The 18041-nt window shown below is 62.2% G+C and carries 15 protein-coding genes and 1 pseudogene; 12 read left to right on the top strand and 4 right to left on the bottom strand.

All coding sequences use genetic code 11. The annotated features are described in order from the left end of the window. The first annotated feature begins 257 nt into the window (after positions 1–257). The 4 genes from xdhA (at position 258) to guaD (ending at position 6436) form a co-directional block, all read left to right on the top strand. A complete protein-coding gene (xdhA, locus tag CAY82_RS02885) occupies positions 258–1712 on the top strand; it encodes a xanthine dehydrogenase small subunit (protein WP_087499865.1) in 1455 nt (484 codons plus the stop codon). Beyond that, the gene (gene xdhB / locus CAY82_RS02880; protein ID WP_087499864.1) at positions 1705–4104 is read left to right on the top strand and encodes a xanthine dehydrogenase molybdopterin binding subunit; all 2400 of its coding nucleotides are present in this window, start codon (positions 1705–1707) and stop codon (positions 4102–4104) included. Before xdhA ends, xdhB begins: the two co-directional genes overlap by 8 nt. Before the next feature lie 171 nt (positions 4105–4275). Beyond that, entirely contained in the window at positions 4276–5121 is an 846-nt protein-coding gene (gene xdhC, locus CAY82_RS02875) for a xanthine dehydrogenase accessory protein XdhC (RefSeq protein ID WP_063912780.1), read from the top strand. A 10-nt stretch (positions 5122–5131) separates the two neighbouring features. Then, positions 5132–6436: a guanine deaminase gene (guaD, locus tag CAY82_RS02870; protein WP_087499863.1), complete on the top strand. Its 1305-nt coding sequence runs from the start codon at positions 5132–5134 to the stop codon at positions 6434–6436. Here guaD and aqpZ read toward each other — a convergent pair. Both aqpZ and CAY82_RS02860 read right to left on the bottom strand, forming a co-directional pair. Beyond that, entirely contained in the window at positions 6433–7131 is a 699-nt protein-coding gene (gene aqpZ, locus CAY82_RS02865) for an aquaporin Z (protein WP_087499862.1), read from the bottom strand. The genes guaD and aqpZ overlap by 4 nt on opposite strands. A 236-nt stretch (positions 7132–7367) precedes the next feature. After that, complete coding sequence (locus tag CAY82_RS02860; RefSeq protein ID WP_085625463.1) at positions 7368–8123, bottom strand: GntR family transcriptional regulator; 756 nt, start codon at positions 8121–8123, stop codon at positions 7368–7370. 312 nt (positions 8124–8435) lie between these two features. Between CAY82_RS02860 and CAY82_RS02855 the strand changes: the two genes are divergently transcribed. Then, complete coding sequence (locus CAY82_RS02855; RefSeq protein WP_153671158.1) at positions 8436–9755, top strand: NCS2 family permease; 1320 nt, start codon at positions 8436–8438, stop codon at positions 9753–9755. Positions 9756–10070: 315 nt separating this feature from the next. Here CAY82_RS02855 and uraH read toward each other — a convergent pair whose 3' ends face one another. Further along, on the bottom strand, positions 10071–10424 hold the full coding sequence (gene uraH, locus CAY82_RS02845; RefSeq protein ID WP_087499859.1) for a hydroxyisourate hydrolase: 354 nt from the start codon (positions 10422–10424) through the stop codon (positions 10071–10073). 397 nt (positions 10425–10821) lie between these two features. Between uraH and puuE the strand changes: the two genes are divergently transcribed. From puuE to CAY82_RS02810, 7 genes are all read left to right on the top strand, one after another. Then, entirely contained in the window at positions 10822–11748 is a 927-nt protein-coding gene (gene puuE, locus CAY82_RS02840) for an allantoinase PuuE (RefSeq protein ID WP_087499858.1), read from the top strand. Next, a complete protein-coding gene (gene uraD, locus CAY82_RS02835) occupies positions 11748–12263 on the top strand; it encodes a 2-oxo-4-hydroxy-4-carboxy-5-ureidoimidazoline decarboxylase (protein WP_087499857.1) in 516 nt (171 codons plus the stop codon). Before puuE ends, uraD begins: the two co-directional genes overlap by 1 nt. A 60-nt stretch (positions 12264–12323) precedes the next feature. Then, the gene (locus tag CAY82_RS02830; RefSeq protein WP_012315446.1) at positions 12324–12827 is read left to right on the top strand and encodes an ureidoglycolate lyase; all 504 of its coding nucleotides are present in this window, start codon (positions 12324–12326) and stop codon (positions 12825–12827) included. Positions 12828–12886: 59 nt separating this feature from the next. After that, positions 12887–14215 (top strand): urate hydroxylase PuuD, encoded by a 1329-nt coding sequence (locus tag CAY82_RS02825; RefSeq protein WP_087499856.1) that lies wholly within the window; start codon positions 12887–12889, stop codon positions 14213–14215. A gap of 203 nt (positions 14216–14418) precedes the next feature. Then, entirely contained in the window at positions 14419–15774 is a 1356-nt protein-coding gene (locus CAY82_RS02820) for a nucleobase:cation symporter-2 family protein (RefSeq protein WP_087499855.1), read from the top strand. Between the two features lie 132 nt (positions 15775–15906). Next, positions 15907–16692 (top strand): outer membrane protein OmpK, encoded by a 786-nt coding sequence (locus CAY82_RS02815; protein WP_013973536.1) that lies wholly within the window; start codon positions 15907–15909, stop codon positions 16690–16692. Between the two features lie 352 nt (positions 16693–17044). Beyond that, a complete protein-coding gene (locus CAY82_RS02810) occupies positions 17045–17827 on the top strand; it encodes an outer membrane protein OmpK (protein ID WP_087499854.1) in 783 nt (260 codons plus the stop codon). Positions 17828–17934: 107 nt separating this feature from the next. Here CAY82_RS02810 and CAY82_RS26955 read toward each other — a convergent pair. Further along, positions 17935–18041: pseudogene (locus CAY82_RS26955) on the bottom strand (IS110 family transposase); the annotation flags it as partial.

The following is an 18041-nucleotide window of genomic DNA, read 5'->3' as shown; positions in this document are numbered from 1 at the left end:
AAAATCATTGAACTGGGCACAAGGGGCGAATTGTAGCGTACTTGGCCAGTAATCGCGCAGAGGGGCCTGGCGGTTTATTTGACCTGCAAGGCAGCCACGCGCCCGGCGCGATCTATGCTTGGGATATGGGCAATGTGTGCGGCCGGACTTGGACACGAGCAATTTCTTGACCTTTGAGTCAGAAAAATATTGACCAGCTGGACAGCTCTTGCTTAGAGTCCGCCCAACAACAATAAAACCATTGCGAGGCCATCCCCGTGATCCAGTTTCTCGTCAACCAGGAATTGCGTAGTGAGCATGCCCTGGACCCGAACATGACGGTGCTGCAGTACCTGCGCGAGCACCTGGGCAAACCTGGCACCAAGGAGGGCTGCGCCAGTGGTGACTGCGGCGCCTGCACCGTGGTGGTCGGCGAACTGACCCAGGACGACCAGGGCAACGACAGCTTGCGCTACCGCAGCCTCAACTCGTGCCTGACCTTCGTTTCGTCGCTGCACGGCAAGCAACTGATCAGCGTCGAGGGCCTCAAGCACCAAGGCCAGCTGCACAGCGTGCAACAGGCCATGGCCGATTGCCATGGCTCGCAGTGCGGCTTCTGCACCCCCGGCTTCGTCATGTCGCTGTTCGCCCTGCAGAAGAACAGCAACGGCCCCGACCTGCACCAGGCCCAGGAAGCCCTGGCCGGCAACCTGTGCCGCTGCACCGGCTACCGGCCAATCCTCGACGCCGCCGAGCAGAGCTGCCGCCAGCCCTGCCGCGACCAGTTCGATGCCCAGCAGGCGCAGACCATCAGCCGCCTCAAGGCCATTGCGCCAACCCAGACCGGCGAGCTGAACAGCGGCGACAAGCGCTGCCTGGTGCCACTGACCGTCGCCGACCTGGCCGACCTGTACAGCTCGCACCCCGAAGCGCGGTTGCTGGCTGGCGGTACCGACCTGGCCCTGGAAGTCACTCAGTTCCACAAGACCTTGCCGGTGATGATCTACGTCGGCCATGTGGCCGAGCTCAAGCGCATCGAGAAAACCGCCAGCCACCTGGAAATCGGCGCCGCCACCCCGCTCACCGACTGCTACGGCGCGCTGAACGAGGAATACCCGGACTTCGGCGCCCTGCTGCACCGCTTCGCTTCGCTGCAGATCCGCAACCAGGGCACCCTGGGCGGCAATATCGGCAACGCTTCGCCAATCGGCGACTCGCCACCCCTGCTGATTGCCCTGGATGCGCAGATCGTCCTGCGCCAGGGCGAGCGCCAGCGGGTGATGGCACTGGAAGACTACTTCATCGACTACCGCATCACTGCCCGTCAGGACAGCGAGTTCATCGAGAAGATCATCGTGCCGCGCGCCACCAGCGACTGGGCGTTCCGCGCCTATAAAGTGTCCAAGCGCCTGGACGATGACATTTCCGCCGTGTGCGGTGCCTTCAACCTCAGCATCGAAGACGGTGTGGTCAGCGGTGTGCGTATCGCCTTCGGCGGCATGGCGGCGATCCCAAAACGGGCCCGTGCCTGCGAAGCAGCGCTGCGTGGCAAGCCGTGGAACCAGGCTGCCATCGAGCGCGCCTGCCAGGCCCTGGCCGAAGACTTCACCCCGCTCAGCGACTTCCGCGCCAGCAAGGAATACCGCCTGCTGACCGCGCAGAACCTGCTGCGCAAGTACTTCATCGAACAGCAAACGCCGCACATCGAGACCCGGGTGACCGCTTATGTCTAACCATCACGTAGCCAAGAGCCAGGCCGAGATGGCCGAACTGTTCCGCCAGGACCTGACCACCGGGGTCGGCCGCAGCGTCAAGCACGACAGCGCCGACAAGCATGTGTCCGGCGAAGCGGTGTACATCGACGACCGTTTGGAATTCCCCAACCAGTTGCACGTCTATGCGCGCACCGCCGACCGCGCCCACGCGCGCATCCTGCGCATCGACACCACGCCGTGCTATGCCTTCGAGGGGGTGCGCATTGCCATCACCCACGAAGACATCCCCGGCCTCAAGGACATCGGCCCGGTGGTGGCCGGCGACCCGCTGCTGGCCATCGACAAGGTCGAGTTCTTCGGCCAGCCGGTGCTCGCCGTGGCCGCCCGTGACCTCGACACCGCACGCCGTGCGGCCATGGCCGCCATCGTCGAGTATGAAGACCTGGAGCCGGTGCTGGATGTGGTCGAGGCGTTCCGCAAGAAGCACTTCGTGCTCGACAGCCACACCCACCAGCGTGGCGACTCCGCTGCTGCCCTGGCCAGTGCCCCGCACCGCATCCAGGGCACCCTGCATATCGGTGGCCAGGAGCACTTCTACCTGGAAACGCAGATTTCCTCGGTGATGCCCACCGAAGACGGCGGCATGATCGTCTACTGCTCCACGCAAAACCCCACCGAAGTGCAGAAGCTGGTCGCTGAAGTACTCGACGTACCAATGAACAAGGTGGTGCTGGACATGCGCCGCATGGGGGGTGGTTTTGGCGGCAAGGAAACCCAGGCCGCCAGCCCGGCGTGCCTGTGCGCCGTGGTGGCGCGCCTGACCGGCCAGCCAACCAAGATGCGCCTGCCACGGGTCGAAGACATGACCATGACCGGCAAGCGCCACCCGTTCTACGTCGAGTACGACGTGGGCTTCGACGACGACGGGCGCCTGCACGGCATCAACTTCGACCTGGCCGGCAACTGCGGTTACTCGCCTGACCTGTCCGGTTCGATCGTCGACCGCGCCATGTTCCACTCCGACAATGCCTACTACCTGGGCGATGCCACCGTGCACGGCCACCGCTGCAAGACCAACACCGCCTCCAACACCGCCTACCGCGGCTTCGGCGGCCCACAGGGCATGGTCGCCATCGAGCAGGTGATGGACCACATCGCCCGCCACCTGGGCCGTGACCCGCTGGCCGTACGCAAGGCCAACTATTACGGCAAGACCGAGCGCAACGTCACCCACTACTACCAGACCGTCGAGCACAACATGCTCGAAGAGATGACCGCAGAGCTCGAAGCCAGCAGCGACTACGCCGAGCGCCGCGAGTCGATCCGTCGCTTCAATGCCAACAGCCCGATCCTGAAGAAGGGCCTGGCGCTGACGCCGGTCAAGTTCGGCATTTCGTTCACCGCCACCTTCCTCAACCAGGCCGGTGCGCTGATCCATATCTACACCGACGGCAGCATTCACCTGAACCACGGCGGCACCGAGATGGGCCAGGGCCTGAACACCAAGGTGGCACAGGTGGTGGCGCAGATCTTCCAGGTCGATTTCAGCCGCATCCAGATCACCGCCACCAACACTGACAAGGTGCCCAACACCTCACCGACCGCCGCCTCCAGTGGTGCCGACCTGAACGGCAAGGCAGCACAGAATGCGGCCGAGATCCTCAAGAAGCGCCTGACCGAGTTCGCCGCGCGGCACTACCAGGTGACCGAGGAAGACATCGAGTTCCGCAACGGCCATGTGCGCGTGCGCGACCAGATCGTCAGCTTCGAGCAGCTGGTGCAGCAGGCCTACTTCGCCCAGGTGTCGCTGTCGAGCACCGGTTTCTACCGCACGCCGAAGATCTACTACGACCGCAGTCAGGCCCGCGGCCGGCCGTTCTATTACTTCGCCTTCGGCGCTGCCTGCGTGGAAGTGGTGGTCGACACCCTGACCGGTGAATACAAGATGCTGCGCGCCGACATCCTGCACGATGTGGGTGATTCGCTGAACCCGGCCATCGACATAGGCCAGGTGGAAGGCGGCTTCATCCAGGGCATGGGCTGGCTGACCACCGAAGAGCTGGTGTGGAACGCCAAGGGCAAGCTGATGACCAACGGCCCGGCCAGCTACAAGATCCCGGCAGTGGCCGACATGCCGCTGGATTTGCGGGTAAAGCTGGTGGAGAACCGCAAGAACCCGGAAGACACCGTGTTCCACTCCAAGGCCGTGGGCGAACCGCCGTTCATGCTCGGCATCGCCGCCTGGTGCGCGATCAAGGACGCCGTGGCCAGCATCGCCGACTACCGCGTGCAGCCACAGGTGGATGCACCGGCGACGCCGGAGCGGGTGTTGTGGGGTTGCGAGCAGATGCGCAAGGCGGTGGCTGCCGCGCAACCTGCCGAGCCGGAGCTGGAAACCGTCACCCAGTAACTCCGCCGGCCCGCTTTTTGTAGGAGCGGCCTTGTGTCGCGAAAGGGCCGCGCAGCGGCCCCAAAAAACTGTACAGCAACATGGATTTCTGGGGCTGCTGCGCAGCCCTTTCGCGACACAAGGCCGCTCCTACACAAAGCGGACCGCGTTGTCCTGAAGAGGAATTGCATCATGCACCAATGGATCAACGCCCTCGCCGACCACCAGTCCCGTGGCGAAGCCTGCGTGCTGGTTACCATCATCGAGGAGCGCGGCTCGACCCCGCGCAATGCCGGCTCGAAAATGGTCGTCAGCGCCAGCGGCCTGTTCGACACCATCGGCGGCGGCCACCTGGAATACAAGGCCCTGCACATCGCCCGGCAAATGCTCGAAGAGCACCGCACCACCCCGCATCTGGAGCGCTTCAGCCTCGGTGCCAGCCTTGGCCAGTGCTGCGGCGGCGTCACTGTGCTGCTGTTCGAACCCATGGCCGCGGTGCAGGCGCAGATCGCCGTGTTCGGCGCGGGCCATGTCGGCCGGGCTCTGGTACCCTTGCTCGCCGCGCTGCCCTGCCGGGTGCGCTGGATCGATTCGCGCGAGCAGGAATTCCCTGCCCTGATCCCAGACGGGGTGACCAAGGTAGTCAGCGAGGAGCCGGTCGACGAAGTGGCAGAGCTGCCGCCAGGCTGCTACTGCATCGTCATGACCCACAACCACCAGCTCGACCTGGAACTGACCGCCGCCATTCTCAAGCGCAACGACTTCACCTGGTTCGGCCTGATCGGCTCGAAGACCAAACGGGTCAAGTTCGAGCACCGCCTGCGCGAGCGCGGCTACGACGATGCCGTGATGGCGCGCATGCGCTGCCCGATGGGCCTGGCCGAGGTCAAGGGCAAGCTGCCCATCGAGATCGCCGTGTCCATCGCCGGTGAAATCATCGCCACCTACAACGCCTGCTTCGGCCAGCACGACGCTGCCGCCAATGCCGGCCCCATTGCCCAGTTGCTGCCGCCCTCCCGGCGCAGTCAAGCCATTTGACGAGTGTGTTATGACCGTTACCCGCAAAGCCTACCGTGCCGCCATCCTGCACAGCATCGCCGACCCGGCCGAGGTGGGCCTGGAGGCTTCCCATGAATACTTCGAGGACGGCCTGCTGGTGGTCGACGATGGCCGTATCCGCGCCGTTGGCCACGCAGCCGAACTGCTGCCGACCCTGGACGCCGATATCCCGGTCGAGCACTACCAGGACGCACTGATCACCCCGGGCTTCATCGACACCCACATCCACTTCCCGCAGACCGGCATGATCGGCTCCTACGGCGAACAGCTGCTGGACTGGCTGAACACCTACACCTTCCCCTGCGAAAAGCAGTTCGCCGACAAGGATCACGCCGACCAGGTGGCGAAGATCTTCCTCAAGGAACTGCTGCGCAACGGCACCACCACCGCGCTGGTGTTCGGCAGCGTGCACCCGGAATCGGTCAACGCCCTGTTCGAAGAGGCCGAGCGCCTGGACCTGCGCCTGATCGCCGGCAAGGTGATGATGGACCGCAACGCCCCGGACTACCTGACCGACACCGCCGAGTCCGGTTATACCGAAAGCAAGGCGCTGATCGAGCGCTGGCACGGCAAGGGCCGCCTGCATTATGCAGTCACCCCGCGTTTCGCCCCGACCAGTACGCCTGAACAGCTGGCGCTGGCGGGCCAACTGCTCAAGGAGCACCCGGGCGTGTACATGCACACGCACCTGTCGGAAAACCTCAAGGAAATCGACTGGGTCAAGTCGCTGTTCCCCGAGCAGAAGGGTTACCTGGACGTATACGACCACTTCGAGCTGCTGGGCGAGCGCTCGGTGTTCGCCCATGGCGTGCACCTGTGCGATGACGAATGCCAGCGCCTGGCCGAAACCGGCTCGGCCGTGGCCTTCTGCCCCACCTCCAACCTGTTCCTCGGCAGCGGCCTGTTCAACCTGCCCCAGGCCGAGCGCTTCAAGGTCAATGTAGGCCTGGGCACCGACGTTGGCGCCGGCACCAGCTTCTCGCTACTCAACACCCTCAACGAAGCGTACAAGGTGATGCAGCTGCAGGGCGCGCGCCTGCACCCGTACAAGTCACTGTACCTGGCCACCCTTGGCGGCGCCCGCGCGCTGCGCCTGGACGACCGCATCGGCAGCCTGCGCCCAGGCAACGATGCCGACTTCGTGGTACTGGACTACAAGGCCACGCCACTGCTGGACTACCGCATCCAGCAGTCCAACAGCATCGAGGAAACCCTGTTCGTGCTAACCACCCTCGGCGACGACCGCACTGTGCGTGAAACCTACGCCGCCGGGCGTTGCGTGCACCAGCGCTAAGGTTCTTTTGCCAGGCCCCGGTACAGCGCGCCGCCGATAGCAGCACCAATCAGCGGCGCCACCCAGAACAGCCACAGCTGCTGCAGGGCCCAGCCACCGACGAACAAGGCCGGCCCCGTGCTACGCGCGGGGTTGACCGAGGTATTGGTCACCGGGATCGAGATCAGGTGGATCAGGGTCAGGGCCAGGCCGATGGCGATCGGTGCAAAACCCGCCGGCGCCCGGGCATCGGTGGCGCCCATGATCACCACCAGGAACATCGCCGTCATCACCACTTCACTGACAAAGCCCGCCCCGAGCGTGTAGCCGCCGGGCGAGTGGTCGGCGTAGCCGTTCGAAGCCAATCCCGCAGACAGCTCGAAACCTGCCTTGCCACTGGCGATGAGGTAGATCACACCTGCCGCCAGGATGGCGCCAATCACCTGGGCGATCACGTAGGGCAGCAGCTCTTTGGCCGGGAAGCGCCCGCCCACCACCAGCCCGAACGACACGGCGGGGTTGAGGTGACAGCCGGAGATATGGCCAATGGCGAAGGCCATGGTCAGCACGGTGAGGCCAAAGGCGAAGGCGACACCGAGTACACCGATGCCGACGGGGGAACTGGCAGCGAGTACCGCACTGCCACAGCCACCAAGTACCAGCCAGAAGGTGCCGACCAGTTCGGCCCCCATGCGTTTACCGAGGGACATGCTCATGAATCCTTTCCTCAAGAAGTTGAACGCAACAGATGCGCAAGCCCAACTGCTTGATGAAGGTTTGCTCACAAGAATTTAGCAGACATCAGGCTTATGGCCAGAAATGGCTGGGGGCCGCTTCGCGCCCCATTCGCAGCACAAGGCTGCTCCTACAGAGGTTATGCGATCCCTGTAGGAGCAGCCTTGTGCTGCGAATGGGCTGCAAAGCAGCCCCCTTCAGTCAACCAGGCAAACGATCAACCCTTGGCAGAAACCTTGGGCTTTTTCAGCAGATGCGAGAACACCGCATGCAGATCGTCCGAGGCACTCTCCTCGTCCAGGTTCAGCTTGCTGTCGATGTGGTCCATGTGGTGCATCATCAGGCTCACCGCCTGCTCGGCATCGCGCGCCTCGATGGCATCGATCAGCTGCATGTGCTCGTCATACGAGCAATGCGAGCGGTTGCCACTTTCGTACTGGGCAATGATCAGCGAGGTCTGCGACACCAGGCTGCGCTGGAAACTGACCAGCGGCGCATTACCCGCCGCCTCGGCCAGCTTGAGGTGGAACTCGCCGGAAAGGCGAATGCCGGCACCGCGGTCACCACGGGAGAAACTGTCGCGTTCCTCACGCACCATCTGCCGCAACTCGTTGAGCTGTTCGAGGGTAGCGTGCTGCACGGCCAGTTCGGTGATGGCCCGCTCGACCATGCGCCGGGAGAAGAACACCTGGCGGGCCTCCTCCACCGTCGGGCTGGCCACCACCGCGCCACGGTTCGGCCGCAACAGCACCACGCTTTCGTGGGCCAGGCGCGACAAGGCGCGGCGGATGATGGTGCGGCTGACGCCGAAGATCTCGCCCAGCGCTTCCTCGCTCAACTTGGTGCCCGGGGCCAGACGCTGCTCGAGGATCGCCTCGAAAATATGCGCGTAGACGATGTCATCCTGGGTACCACTGCGGCCAGCCTTGCCGGCACGCGCAGGTTTCTTCAGAGGTTGCAGCTGTTCGTTCATGGGCTCTCGAGGCACGAAGGAAAGTATGGCGCCATTGTACACAGGCTGAGCCGTTTCTGCAGGTGGCCTTTTACCCATATAGCCGTTGTACGACGTATTGCGCACACAAAAGATAAAACATTATTTGCATTCTTTGTACACAAAAGCATAATCCACCGAGCAACTTCTTGACCCATAAGTCAACAAACCGGTCAGACGTCTGCCTTCCCTCGCGGAGCCGCCAAGTGCATTGCGCAGGACAATGGCTCTACAACAACAAGAAAGACTTGAGGAGTACTCGCTGTGGAAAGCCGCAAATCCGACGCCCCTACGCTGGATCTTGCCCCACCGCTCGAAACGAGCTGGCTGGAGCGGATTTTCAAACTCAAGCAGCATGGCAGCACCGTCAGGACCGAAATGATCGCCGGGGTGACCACCTTCATCACCATGGCCTACATCATCTTCGTCAACCCCAACATCATGGCCGACGCCGGCATCGACCATGGTGCCGCTTTCGTCGCCACCTGCATCGCCGCCGCGCTGGGTTGCCTGCTGATGGGCCTGTACGCCAACTGGCCAGTGGGCCTGGCGCCGGGCATGGGGCTTAACGCCTTCTTCACCTACACCGTGGTCGGCACCATGGGCTACAACTGGGAAACCGCGCTGGGGGCTGTGTTCGTCTCCGGCGTGCTGTTCATGTTCCTGACCTTGTCGAAAGTGCGCGAATGGTTGCTCAACAGCATCCCGGTCAGCTTGCGCCATGCCATGGGGGCCGGCGTCGGATTGTTTCTCGGGCTGATCGGCCTGAAAACGGCAGGCATCATCGTCGACAGCCCGGCCACCCTGATCAAGCTGGGCTCGCTGCACGAGCCGGGGCCGCTGCTGGCGGCCGTGTGCTTCCTGCTGATCGCCATCCTCAGCTACAAGCGGGTGTTCGGCGCCATCCTGATCAGCATCATCGGTGTCACCCTGGCCGGCTGGGGCCTGGGCCTGGTGAAATTCGGCGGGGTGATGTCGATGCCGCCGAGCCTGGCACCGACCTGGATGGCCATGGACGTGGCCGGCGTGTTCAACGTCAGCATGATCAGCGTGGTGCTGGCGTTCCTGTTCGTGCACATGTTCGACACCGCTGGCACCCTGATGGGCGTGGCGCAGCGCGCCAACCTGGTGGCGCCGGACGGGCGTATCGAGAACCTGTCGAAGGCCCTCAAGGCCGACAGTGCCTCCAGCGTGTTCGGTGCCGTGGTCGGCGTGCCGCCGGTGACCAGCTATGTGGAGAGTGCCGCAGGCGTGGCTGCAGGTGGCCGTACCGGCCTGACTGCCGTAGTGGTCGGCCTGCTGTTCATCGCGGCGATGTTCTTTGCGCCGTTGGCGGGGATGATTCCGGCCTATGCCACTGCCGGTGCGCTGATCTACGTGGCGATGCTGATGATGGGCAGCATGGCGCACATTCATTGGGACGAGGCCACCGACAGCATTCCGGCGATCGTGACAGTGATCATGATGCCGCTGACCTTCTCGGTCGCCGATGGTATTGCCCTGGGCTTCATCAGCTATGTGGCGCTGAAGGCGGGTACTGGCAAGTACAAGGAAATTTCGGCCAGCCTGTGGGTGCTGTGCGCGATCTTCATTGCCAAGTTCGTGTTCCTCTGACCCCTGCTGCACCAACCAAGGGCGCCTCGGCGCCCTTTCTTTATTTGGCCGGCATCAATCTGCTGACATGCACTGGCTTTTGTAGGAGCGGCCTTGTGTCGCGAAAGGGCTGCAAAGCAGCCCCAGGGTTTCAGCGCAGATGCACAAATTGCCGGGGCTGCTCCGCAGCCCTTTCGCGACACAAGGCCGCTCCTACAAGGGCCCGCGCTACCTATCGGATGGCAGCTGGCTTGCCGGCGACAAACAGCAGACGAAAAAAAGCCCGCCAGTGTGAGAGCGGGCCAAAGGACCTACGAAGATTCTTCTAGCGACCAACTAGCTTCCACGATAGGTCGAATAGCTGTACGGCGAGATCAGCAGCGGCACATGGTAGTGCTCCTGCTGCTCGTCGATGCCAAAGCGCAACACGACAACATCCAGGAACGCCTGGTCCGGCAGCTGTACACCGCGAGCGCGGTAGTAGTCACCAGCGCTGAACTGCAGTTGGTAAACGCCGGTACGGTAGTCGTCACCCTGCAGCAGTGGCGCGTCGACGCGGCCATCGCTGTTGGTCAGGGCGGTGTTCACCAGCTCCAGCTGCTGGCCTTCGACACGGTACAGCTCGACCTTGATCGAGCTGCCCGGGCAGCCATGCGCGGCATCCAGTACATGTGTGGTCAAACGTCCCATTGCTTGTCGCCTCTTGTTCAATCTGTGGGCAAAAAATACTCAGCCATCGCATCAGCATAGCGCCTGCGGCAGGCGGGAATGACGCCATTAAGACATTCAGACGCAAGATTGTACACAATTTTTTCACCCCATCTGTCGCACCCTGCGTTTCTTGCCTGTGAACGACCCATCGATCGCAAATACAGGCACGGTAACGACGCCAACGTCATTAGCTGACCAATCAGGCAGGTTTCTTGCACTGTTTTTCCAGGTCGCTCCGAGGCGACAAAAGGGAAGAAATGCGGAAAAACAGGCTTACAAATGATTTCAGAAGTTGTATACAATCAGCCCATCCGGTGGTGCGACATCCCGACGCGGTCCGCCCACCCCGCACAAACGCACAAGAAGGAAGACTGCAGTGAGCGCTGACTACCCTCGCGACCTGATCGGTTACGGCAACAACCCTCCTCACCCGCAATGGCCGGGCAATGCTCGCATCGCGCTGTCTTTCGTCCTCAACTACGAGGAAGGTGGCGAACGCAACATCCTGCACGGTGACAAGGAGTCCGAAGCGTTCCTCTCGGAGATGGTCGCCGCCCAGCCATTGCAGGGCGTGCGCAACATGAGCATGGAATCACTGTACGAATACGGCAGCCGCGCCGGTGTATGGCGCCTGCTGAAGCTGTTCAAGGACAGCGGCGTGCCGCTGACCATCTTCGCCGTGGCCATGGCCGCCCAGCGCCACCCCGACGTGATCCGCGCCATGGTCGAGGCCGGCCATGAAATCTGCAGCCACGGCTACCGCTGGATCGACTACCAGTACATGGACGAGGTCCAGGAGCGCGAGCACATGCTCGAAGCCATCCGCATCCTCACCGAAATCACCGGCGAGCGCCCGCTGGGCTGGTACACCGGCCGCACCGGCCCGAACACCCGTCGCCTGGTGATGGAGGAAGGCGGCTTCCTGTACGACAGCGACACCTACGACGATGACCTGCCCTACTGGGAGCCGAACAACCCCACCGGCAAGCCGCACCTGGTGATCCCCTACACCCTCGACACCAACGACATGCGTTTCACCCAGGTACAGGGGTTCAACTGCGGCGAGCAGTTCTTCCAGTACCTGAAGGATGCCTTCGATGTCCTGTACGCCGAAGGTGCCGAAGCACCGAAGATGCTGTCGATCGGCCTGCACTGCCGTCTGGTCGGCCGCCCTGCACGCCTGGCCGCACTGAAGCGCTTCGTCGACTACGCAAAAAGCCATGACCAGGTCTGGTTCGCCCGTCGCGTGGACATCGCCCGCCACTGGCACACCACTCACCCGTACAAGAAAGAGAACGCCTGATGACCGCCTTCAACACCCTCAAGCCATCCGCCCTGGGCCGTGACGCCTTCGTCAAGGCCTTCGCCGACATCTACGAGCACTCGCCGTGGGTAGCCGAAAAAGCCTATGACCTGGGCCAGCTGGGCGAACTGGACGAGATCGAGGCGCTGCACCAGCGCATGAGCGACATCCTGCTCAGCGCCAACCACGCCGACCAGCTGGCGCTGATCAACGCTCACCCGGACCTGGCCGGCAAGGCCGCCATCCAGGGCGAACTGACCGAATCGAGCACCAATGAGCAGGCCGGCGCCGGTATTCACCAGTGCACCGCCGAAGAGTTCGCCCGTTTCACCGAGCTGAACGATGCCTACAAGGCCAAGTTCAAGTTCCCGTTCATCATGGCGGTGAAAGGCAGCAACCGGCACCAGATCCTCGCCTCCTTCGAGAAACGCATCCACAACGATGTCGATGCCGAATTCAAGGAAGCCCTGGCGCAGATCAACCTGATCGCCCTGTTCCGCCTGCTGCAGCTGTAACCGGCACGGCAGCGTTCGAGCCGTATCCAGAACAACGACATATATAGAAGAGATAACCGCATGCGCACCCTGATGATCGAGCCCCTGACCAAAGAAGCCTTCGCCCCCTTCGGAGACGTGATCGAAACCGACGGCAGCGACCACTTCATGATCAACAACGGCTCGACCATGCGCTTCCACAAGCTCGCCACGGTCGAAACCGCCGAGCCTGAAGACAAGGCGATCATCAGCATCTTCCGCGCCGATGCGCTGGACATGCCGCTGACCGTGCGCATGCTGGAACGCCATCCGCTGGGCAGCCAGGCTTTCATCCCGCTGCTCGGCAACCCCTTTCTGATCGTGGTCGCGCCAGTTGGCGATGCACCTGTATCAGGCTTGGTCCGAGCCTTCCGCAGTAACGGCAGGCAGGGCGTTAATTACCATCGCGGCGTCTGGCACCACCCGGTGCTGACGATCGAAAAGCGGGATGACTTCCTGGTGGTTGATCGCAGTGGTTCCGGCAACAACTGCGACGAGCATTACTTCACCGAGGAACAGATGCTGATCCTCAATCCCCACCAATAAGAAAAGGTCGGTCATTCAAGGGCATACCCCGAGCGGGTGACCGGCAAGAGGTACATACTGTGGAAGCACACCTTCACGAATGGCTGAACCTGAGCATTCGCTGGGTTCACATGATCACCGGCGTCGCCTGGATCGGTGCATCGTTCTACTTCGTCTGGCTGGAGAACCACCTGAACCGAAGCAACCCGCGCGATGGGTTGTCGGGTGATCTCTGGGCAATTCACGGCGGTGGTATCTACCACCTGGAGAAATACAAGCTCGCCCCCCCGAAAATGCCCGAGAACCTGCACTGGTTCAAATGGGAAGCCTACTTCACCTGGATGTCCGGTATTGCCCTGCTGTGCGTGGTGTTCTACTGGAACCCGGCCCTTTACCTGCTGGCCCCTGGCAGCACCTTGAGCGGTGCCGAAGGCGTGGCCATCGGTATCGGCTCGCTGATTGCCGGCTGGTTCATCTACGACTTCCTGTGCGACTCGCCCCTGGGCAAGAAGCCAGCGCTGCTCGGTGCCGTACTGTTCGTGCTGATCATCGCCGCATGCTGGGGCTTCAGCCTGGTGTTCAGCGGCCGTGGTGCTTACCTGCATACCGGCGCGATCATCGGCACCATCATGGTTGGCAACGTGTTCCGCATCATCATGCCGGCACAGCGCCAGCTGGTGGCGGCGATCGAGAACAACCAGACGCCTGACCCGGTACTGCCGGCCAAGGGCCTGCTGCGCTCGCGCCACAACAACTACTTCACCCTGCCGGTGCTGTTCATCATGATCAGCAACCACTTCCCGAGCACCTACGGTAGCCAGTACAACTGGCTGATCCTGGCCGGTATCGCAGTAGCCGCGGTCCTGATCCGTCACTACTTCAACACCCGCCACGACAGCAACAAGTACGCCTGGACCCTGCCGGTCGGCGCTCTGGCGATGATCTGCCTGGCCTACGTCACCGGTCCGAAACCGATGGCCGTAAGCCCTGAGCAAGCCGCAGCGAAGATCGAATACCAGCCACTGCCCGCGACCGCAGTAGGTGGCAAGACCGCTGCCGAGCAACGCGCCGAGGACGCCGCCAAGGCTGCCGCAGCACCTGCCGCGCCGGCTGAAGCCCCTGCCCAGGCCACGGCCCAGGCTGGCGGCGAGAGCTTCGACAAGATCCACACTGTCATCCAGGAACGCTGCACCGTGTGCCACTCGTCCAAACCGACCAGCCCACTGTTCAGCGCTGCCCCTGCCGGCGTGATGTTCGACACCCCGCAGCAGATCCAGGCCCAGGCCGCGCGCATCCAGGCGCAAGCGGTCGCCAGCCAGATCATGCCGCTGGGCAACATCACCCAGATGACCACCGAAGAGCGCAAACTCGTCGGCGACTGGATCGCCAAAGGCGCCCCGGTGAACTGAAACACAATTGTCGGGATAACACCGCCCCCCTGTGGGAGCGGGTTCACCCGCGAAGAGGCCGGCAACCCCGGCCTCGAGGTCACGCAACAAGCAAGCATCGAGCGTTCAGTGTCAGGCGGAAACCCCAGGCTCTCTTCACAGTGAGCCTGCCGCCTGACGCTGCCGCTTGGATCCGAGAATAAAAACAAAACTCGAGGTGCTGCATGTCCAAGTCACGCAAGGCGTACATCCCAGTTGCCCCGCCGCGCGAGCCCTTGCCTCTGTTCCAACTGATCCTGGTTGGCCTGCAACACGTTCTGCTGATGTACGGCGGCGCGATCGCCGTGCCGTTGATCATCGGCCAGGCCGCCGGGCTGTCCCGTGAAGAAGTCGCTTTCCTGATCAACGCCGACCTGCTGGTCGCTGGCGTCGCCACCATCATCCAGTCATTCGGTATCGGCCCGGTGGGCATCCGCATGCCGGTGATGATGGGTGCCAGTTTCGCTGCCGTCGGCAGCATGGTGGCCATGGCCGGCATGCCCGGCGTGGGCCTGCAGGGGATCTTCGGCGCAACCATCGCCGCCGGGTTCTTCGGCATGCTGATCGCGCCGTTCATGTCCAAGGTCGTACGCTTCTTCCCGCCACTGGTCACCGGCACGGTGATCACCTCGATTGGCCTGTCGCTGTTCCCGGTGGCGGTCAACTGGGCTGGTGGCGGCCAGCAGGCAGATACCTTCGGCTCGCCGATCTACCTGCTGGTGGCCGGCCTGGTGCTGGCGGTCATCCTGCTGATCAACCGTTTCATGCGCGGTTTCTGGGTCAACGTGTCGGTGCTGGTGGGCATGGGCCTGGGCTACATCCTGGCCGGTTCCATCGGCATGGTCGACCTGTCGGGCCTGAAAGACGCGCCGTGGCTGCAAGTGGTGACCCCACTGCATTTCGGCATGCCGACCTTCAGCCTGGCGCCGATCCTGTCCATGTGCCTGGTGGTGGTGATCATCTTCGTCGAGTCCACCGGCATGTTCCTGGCCCTGGGCAAGGTGACCGATCGTGAAGTCACCCCAGGGATGCTGCGTCGCGGCCTGTTGTGCGATGCCGGCGCATCGTTCATCGCCGGCTTCTTCAACACCTTCACCCACTCCTCGTTCGCCCAGAACATCGGTCTGGTACAGATGACCGGGGTGCGCTGCCGCTATGTCACCATCGTGGCCGGTGCGCTGCTGATCCTGCTCAGCCTGCTGCCCAAGGCGGCCTTCCTGATTGCCTCGATCCCGCCTGCGGTACTGGGCGGCGCGTCCATCGCCATGTTCGGCATGGTCACCGCCACCGGGATCAAGATTCTCCAGGAGGCGGACATCGGCGACCGTCGCAACCAGCTGCTGGTTGCGGTGAGCGTCGGCTTCGGGTTGATCCCCGTGGTACGTCCGGAGTTCTTCGCCCAGATGCCACAGTGGATGGAACCCATCACCCACAGTGGTATCGCCATGGCCACGGTCAGTGCCCTGGTGTTGAACGTACTGTTCAACATTCTCGGTGGTGCCGACCGGGCGGTGCACAACGAAGCCTGTCACCAGCATTGAACAAAGGGGGCGGCGCACTGCCGCCCCCTCGACCTCGCCGTAAACGCTACACCGTCGGCCCGCCGGAATGGGCCTTCCGGGGCGCCTGCGCGCCAAAAAAACCAAAAAAACAATAAGTCCGGGAACCACAACATGAAACGCATCACCTCGTCCCTCTTGCTGGGCAGCAGCCTGCTGGCCACCCTCCCCGCCCATGCTGGAGAATGGCTGCAGTGGCATGGCGAAAGCCTGACCTACCTGTACGGCAAGGACTTCAAGGTCAACCCACGCATCCAGCAGACGGTAACCTTCGAGCACGCCAACAAATGGAAGTACGGCGACACCTTCATGTTCGTCGACAAGGTCTTCTACAACGGCAAGCCCGACCCGGGCAAAGGCGTGACCAGCTACTACGGTGAGTTCAGCCCGCGCCTGTCGTTCGGCAAGATCTTCGACCAGAAGCTGGCGTTCGGCCCGATCAAGGACGTGCTGCTGGCCATGACCTACGAGCGTGGCGAAGGCGACAACGAGGCCTACCTGATCGGCCCCGGCTTCGACCTGAATATCCCCGGCTTCAACTACTTCACTCTCAATTTCTACCTGCGCAACACCGAAGGTAGCCGCCCCGGTGACAACGTCTGGCAGATCACCCCGGCCTTCTCGTACACCATCCCGGTGGGCAAATCCGACATTCTGATCGACGGTTACATGGACTGGGTGGTCGACAACGACCAGACCCGCCGTGGCACCTACCACGCCAACCTGCAGTTCAACCCGCAGGTCAAGTACGACCTGGGCAAAGCCCTGAACCTTGGCGCCAAGCAGCTGTACGTGGGCATCGAATACAGCTACTGGAAGGACAAGTACGGCATCGACAGCCAAGGCAACATCGACAGCAACCAGAGCGTCACCAGTGCCCTGATCAAGGTGCACTTCTAGAAAGCTGACCAAACGCACAAGTTTGTTCCACTCTGCTCCAGGACGGAGCACTTGAGGCAAGGCGCGCAAGCCAGTAATCTGCGCGCCCCCTCGATCAGGGCAGGAGGGATTCTGCCTGCGTTTACTGACCGCTCAGTCAATGAATACGGGCGGTTGGCCAACGTGTTGCCAGCCTGAAAGACCCTTTTCATCCGTTCAGAACGAAGTCGAGCAGGAAGGTTTTGCCAGCCCAGGAAAGTTGGCTCAACCCTTGCCAGACAGCTGTGGCCCATCGAAAAAAACTGACTCAAAAGACAAAAAAGCGCCAACAACAAGCGCTGACAATAGATCAATCAAGGGAGCGACACTCGCAATGCGTACCATCAACAGCCTGATCCTCGCCGGCGGCCTGCTGGCTTGTGGCACCACCTTCGCCGGCGACCTGCTGCAATGGCAGAACAACAGCCTGACCTACCTGTGGGGCAAGAACTTCAAGGTCAACCCGTCGATCCAGCAAACCGTCACCTTCGAGCACGCTGATGGCTGGAAGTACGGCGACAACTTCATCTTTGTCGACAAGATCTTCTATCAAGGCCAGAAAGACGCCGGCAATGGCCCTAACACCTACTACGGCGAAATCAGCCCACGCCTGTCCTTCGGCAAGATCTTCGACCAGAAGCTGGCGTTCGGCCCGGTAAAGGATGTGCTGCTGGCGATGACCTACGAGTTCGGCGAAGGTGATACCGAGTCGTACCTGATCGGTCCTGGCTTCGACCTGGCCATCCCTGGCTTCGACTACTTCCAGCTGAACTTCTACAACCGCACCACCGACGGCAGCCGCGCCGGCGACAACGTGTGGCAGATCACCCCGGTATGGTCGTACACCATTCCGGTCGGTTCGTCCGATGTGCTGATCGACGGTTTCATGGACTGGGTGGTGGACAACGACGAGAACCGCCACGGCACCTACCAGGCCAACCTGCACTTCAACCCGCAGATCAAGTATGACCTGGGCAAGGCCTTGCACCTGGGCGAGAAGCAGCTGTATGTGGGTGTGGAGTACGACTACTGGAAGAACAAGTACGGCATCAAGGACAGCGATGCCTTCACCACTGATCAGAACACCATGAGCTTCCTGGTCAAGGTTCACTTCTGATCTGAGTACAGGGGCCGCCTTGCGGCCCATTCGCGGGTAAACCCGCTCCCACAGGGTCCGCACCGGATTCATGGCAGACGCTATACATGTGGGAGATTCTATGGTTTTCAGCAAGCCAGTTTCCCGCCTTTGGTGACATATTCGTCCTGATTTTTCATCAGGGCGAATGCCACCCGCGCGAGCTTTCTAGCAAGGATTACCAGAGCTTGGGTGG

Origin of the sequence: Pseudomonas sp. SID14000 (genome assembly GCF_002165135.1) — a bacterium.
GTDB lineage: Bacteria > Pseudomonadota > Gammaproteobacteria > Pseudomonadales > Pseudomonadaceae > Aquipseudomonas.
Note: the sequence above shows the minus strand (reverse complement) of the source record. Positions and strands in the feature narration are given on the sequence as shown.

Bases quoted from the DNA above. Each gene is read 5' to 3' on its own strand.
- xdhB (WP_087499864.1), top strand. From the start codon at position 1,705: ATGTCTAACCATCACGTAGCCAAGAGCCAGGCCGAGATGGCCGAACTG.
- xdhC (WP_063912780.1), top strand. From the start codon at position 4,276: ATGCACCAATGGATCAACGCCCTCGCCGACCACCAGTCCCGTGGCGAA.
- guaD (WP_087499863.1), top strand. From the start codon at position 5,132: ATGACCGTTACCCGCAAAGCCTACCGTGCCGCCATCCTGCACAGCATC.
- aqpZ (WP_087499862.1), bottom strand. From the start codon at position 7,131: ATGAGCATGTCCCTCGGTAAACGCATGGGGGCCGAACTGGTCGGCACC.
- CAY82_RS02860 (WP_085625463.1), bottom strand. From the start codon at position 8,123: ATGAACGAACAGCTGCAACCTCTGAAGAAACCTGCGCGTGCCGGCAAG.
- uraH (WP_087499859.1), bottom strand. From the start codon at position 10,424: ATGGGACGTTTGACCACACATGTACTGGATGCCGCGCATGGCTGCCCG.
- uraD (WP_087499857.1), top strand. From the start codon at position 11,748: ATGACCGCCTTCAACACCCTCAAGCCATCCGCCCTGGGCCGTGACGCC.
- CAY82_RS02830 (WP_012315446.1), top strand. From the start codon at position 12,324: ATGCGCACCCTGATGATCGAGCCCCTGACCAAAGAAGCCTTCGCCCCC.
- CAY82_RS02820 (WP_087499855.1), top strand. From the start codon at position 14,419: ATGTCCAAGTCACGCAAGGCGTACATCCCAGTTGCCCCGCCGCGCGAG.
- CAY82_RS02815 (WP_013973536.1), top strand. From the start codon at position 15,907: ATGAAACGCATCACCTCGTCCCTCTTGCTGGGCAGCAGCCTGCTGGCC.
- CAY82_RS02810 (WP_087499854.1), top strand. From the start codon at position 17,045: ATGCGTACCATCAACAGCCTGATCCTCGCCGGCGGCCTGCTGGCTTGT.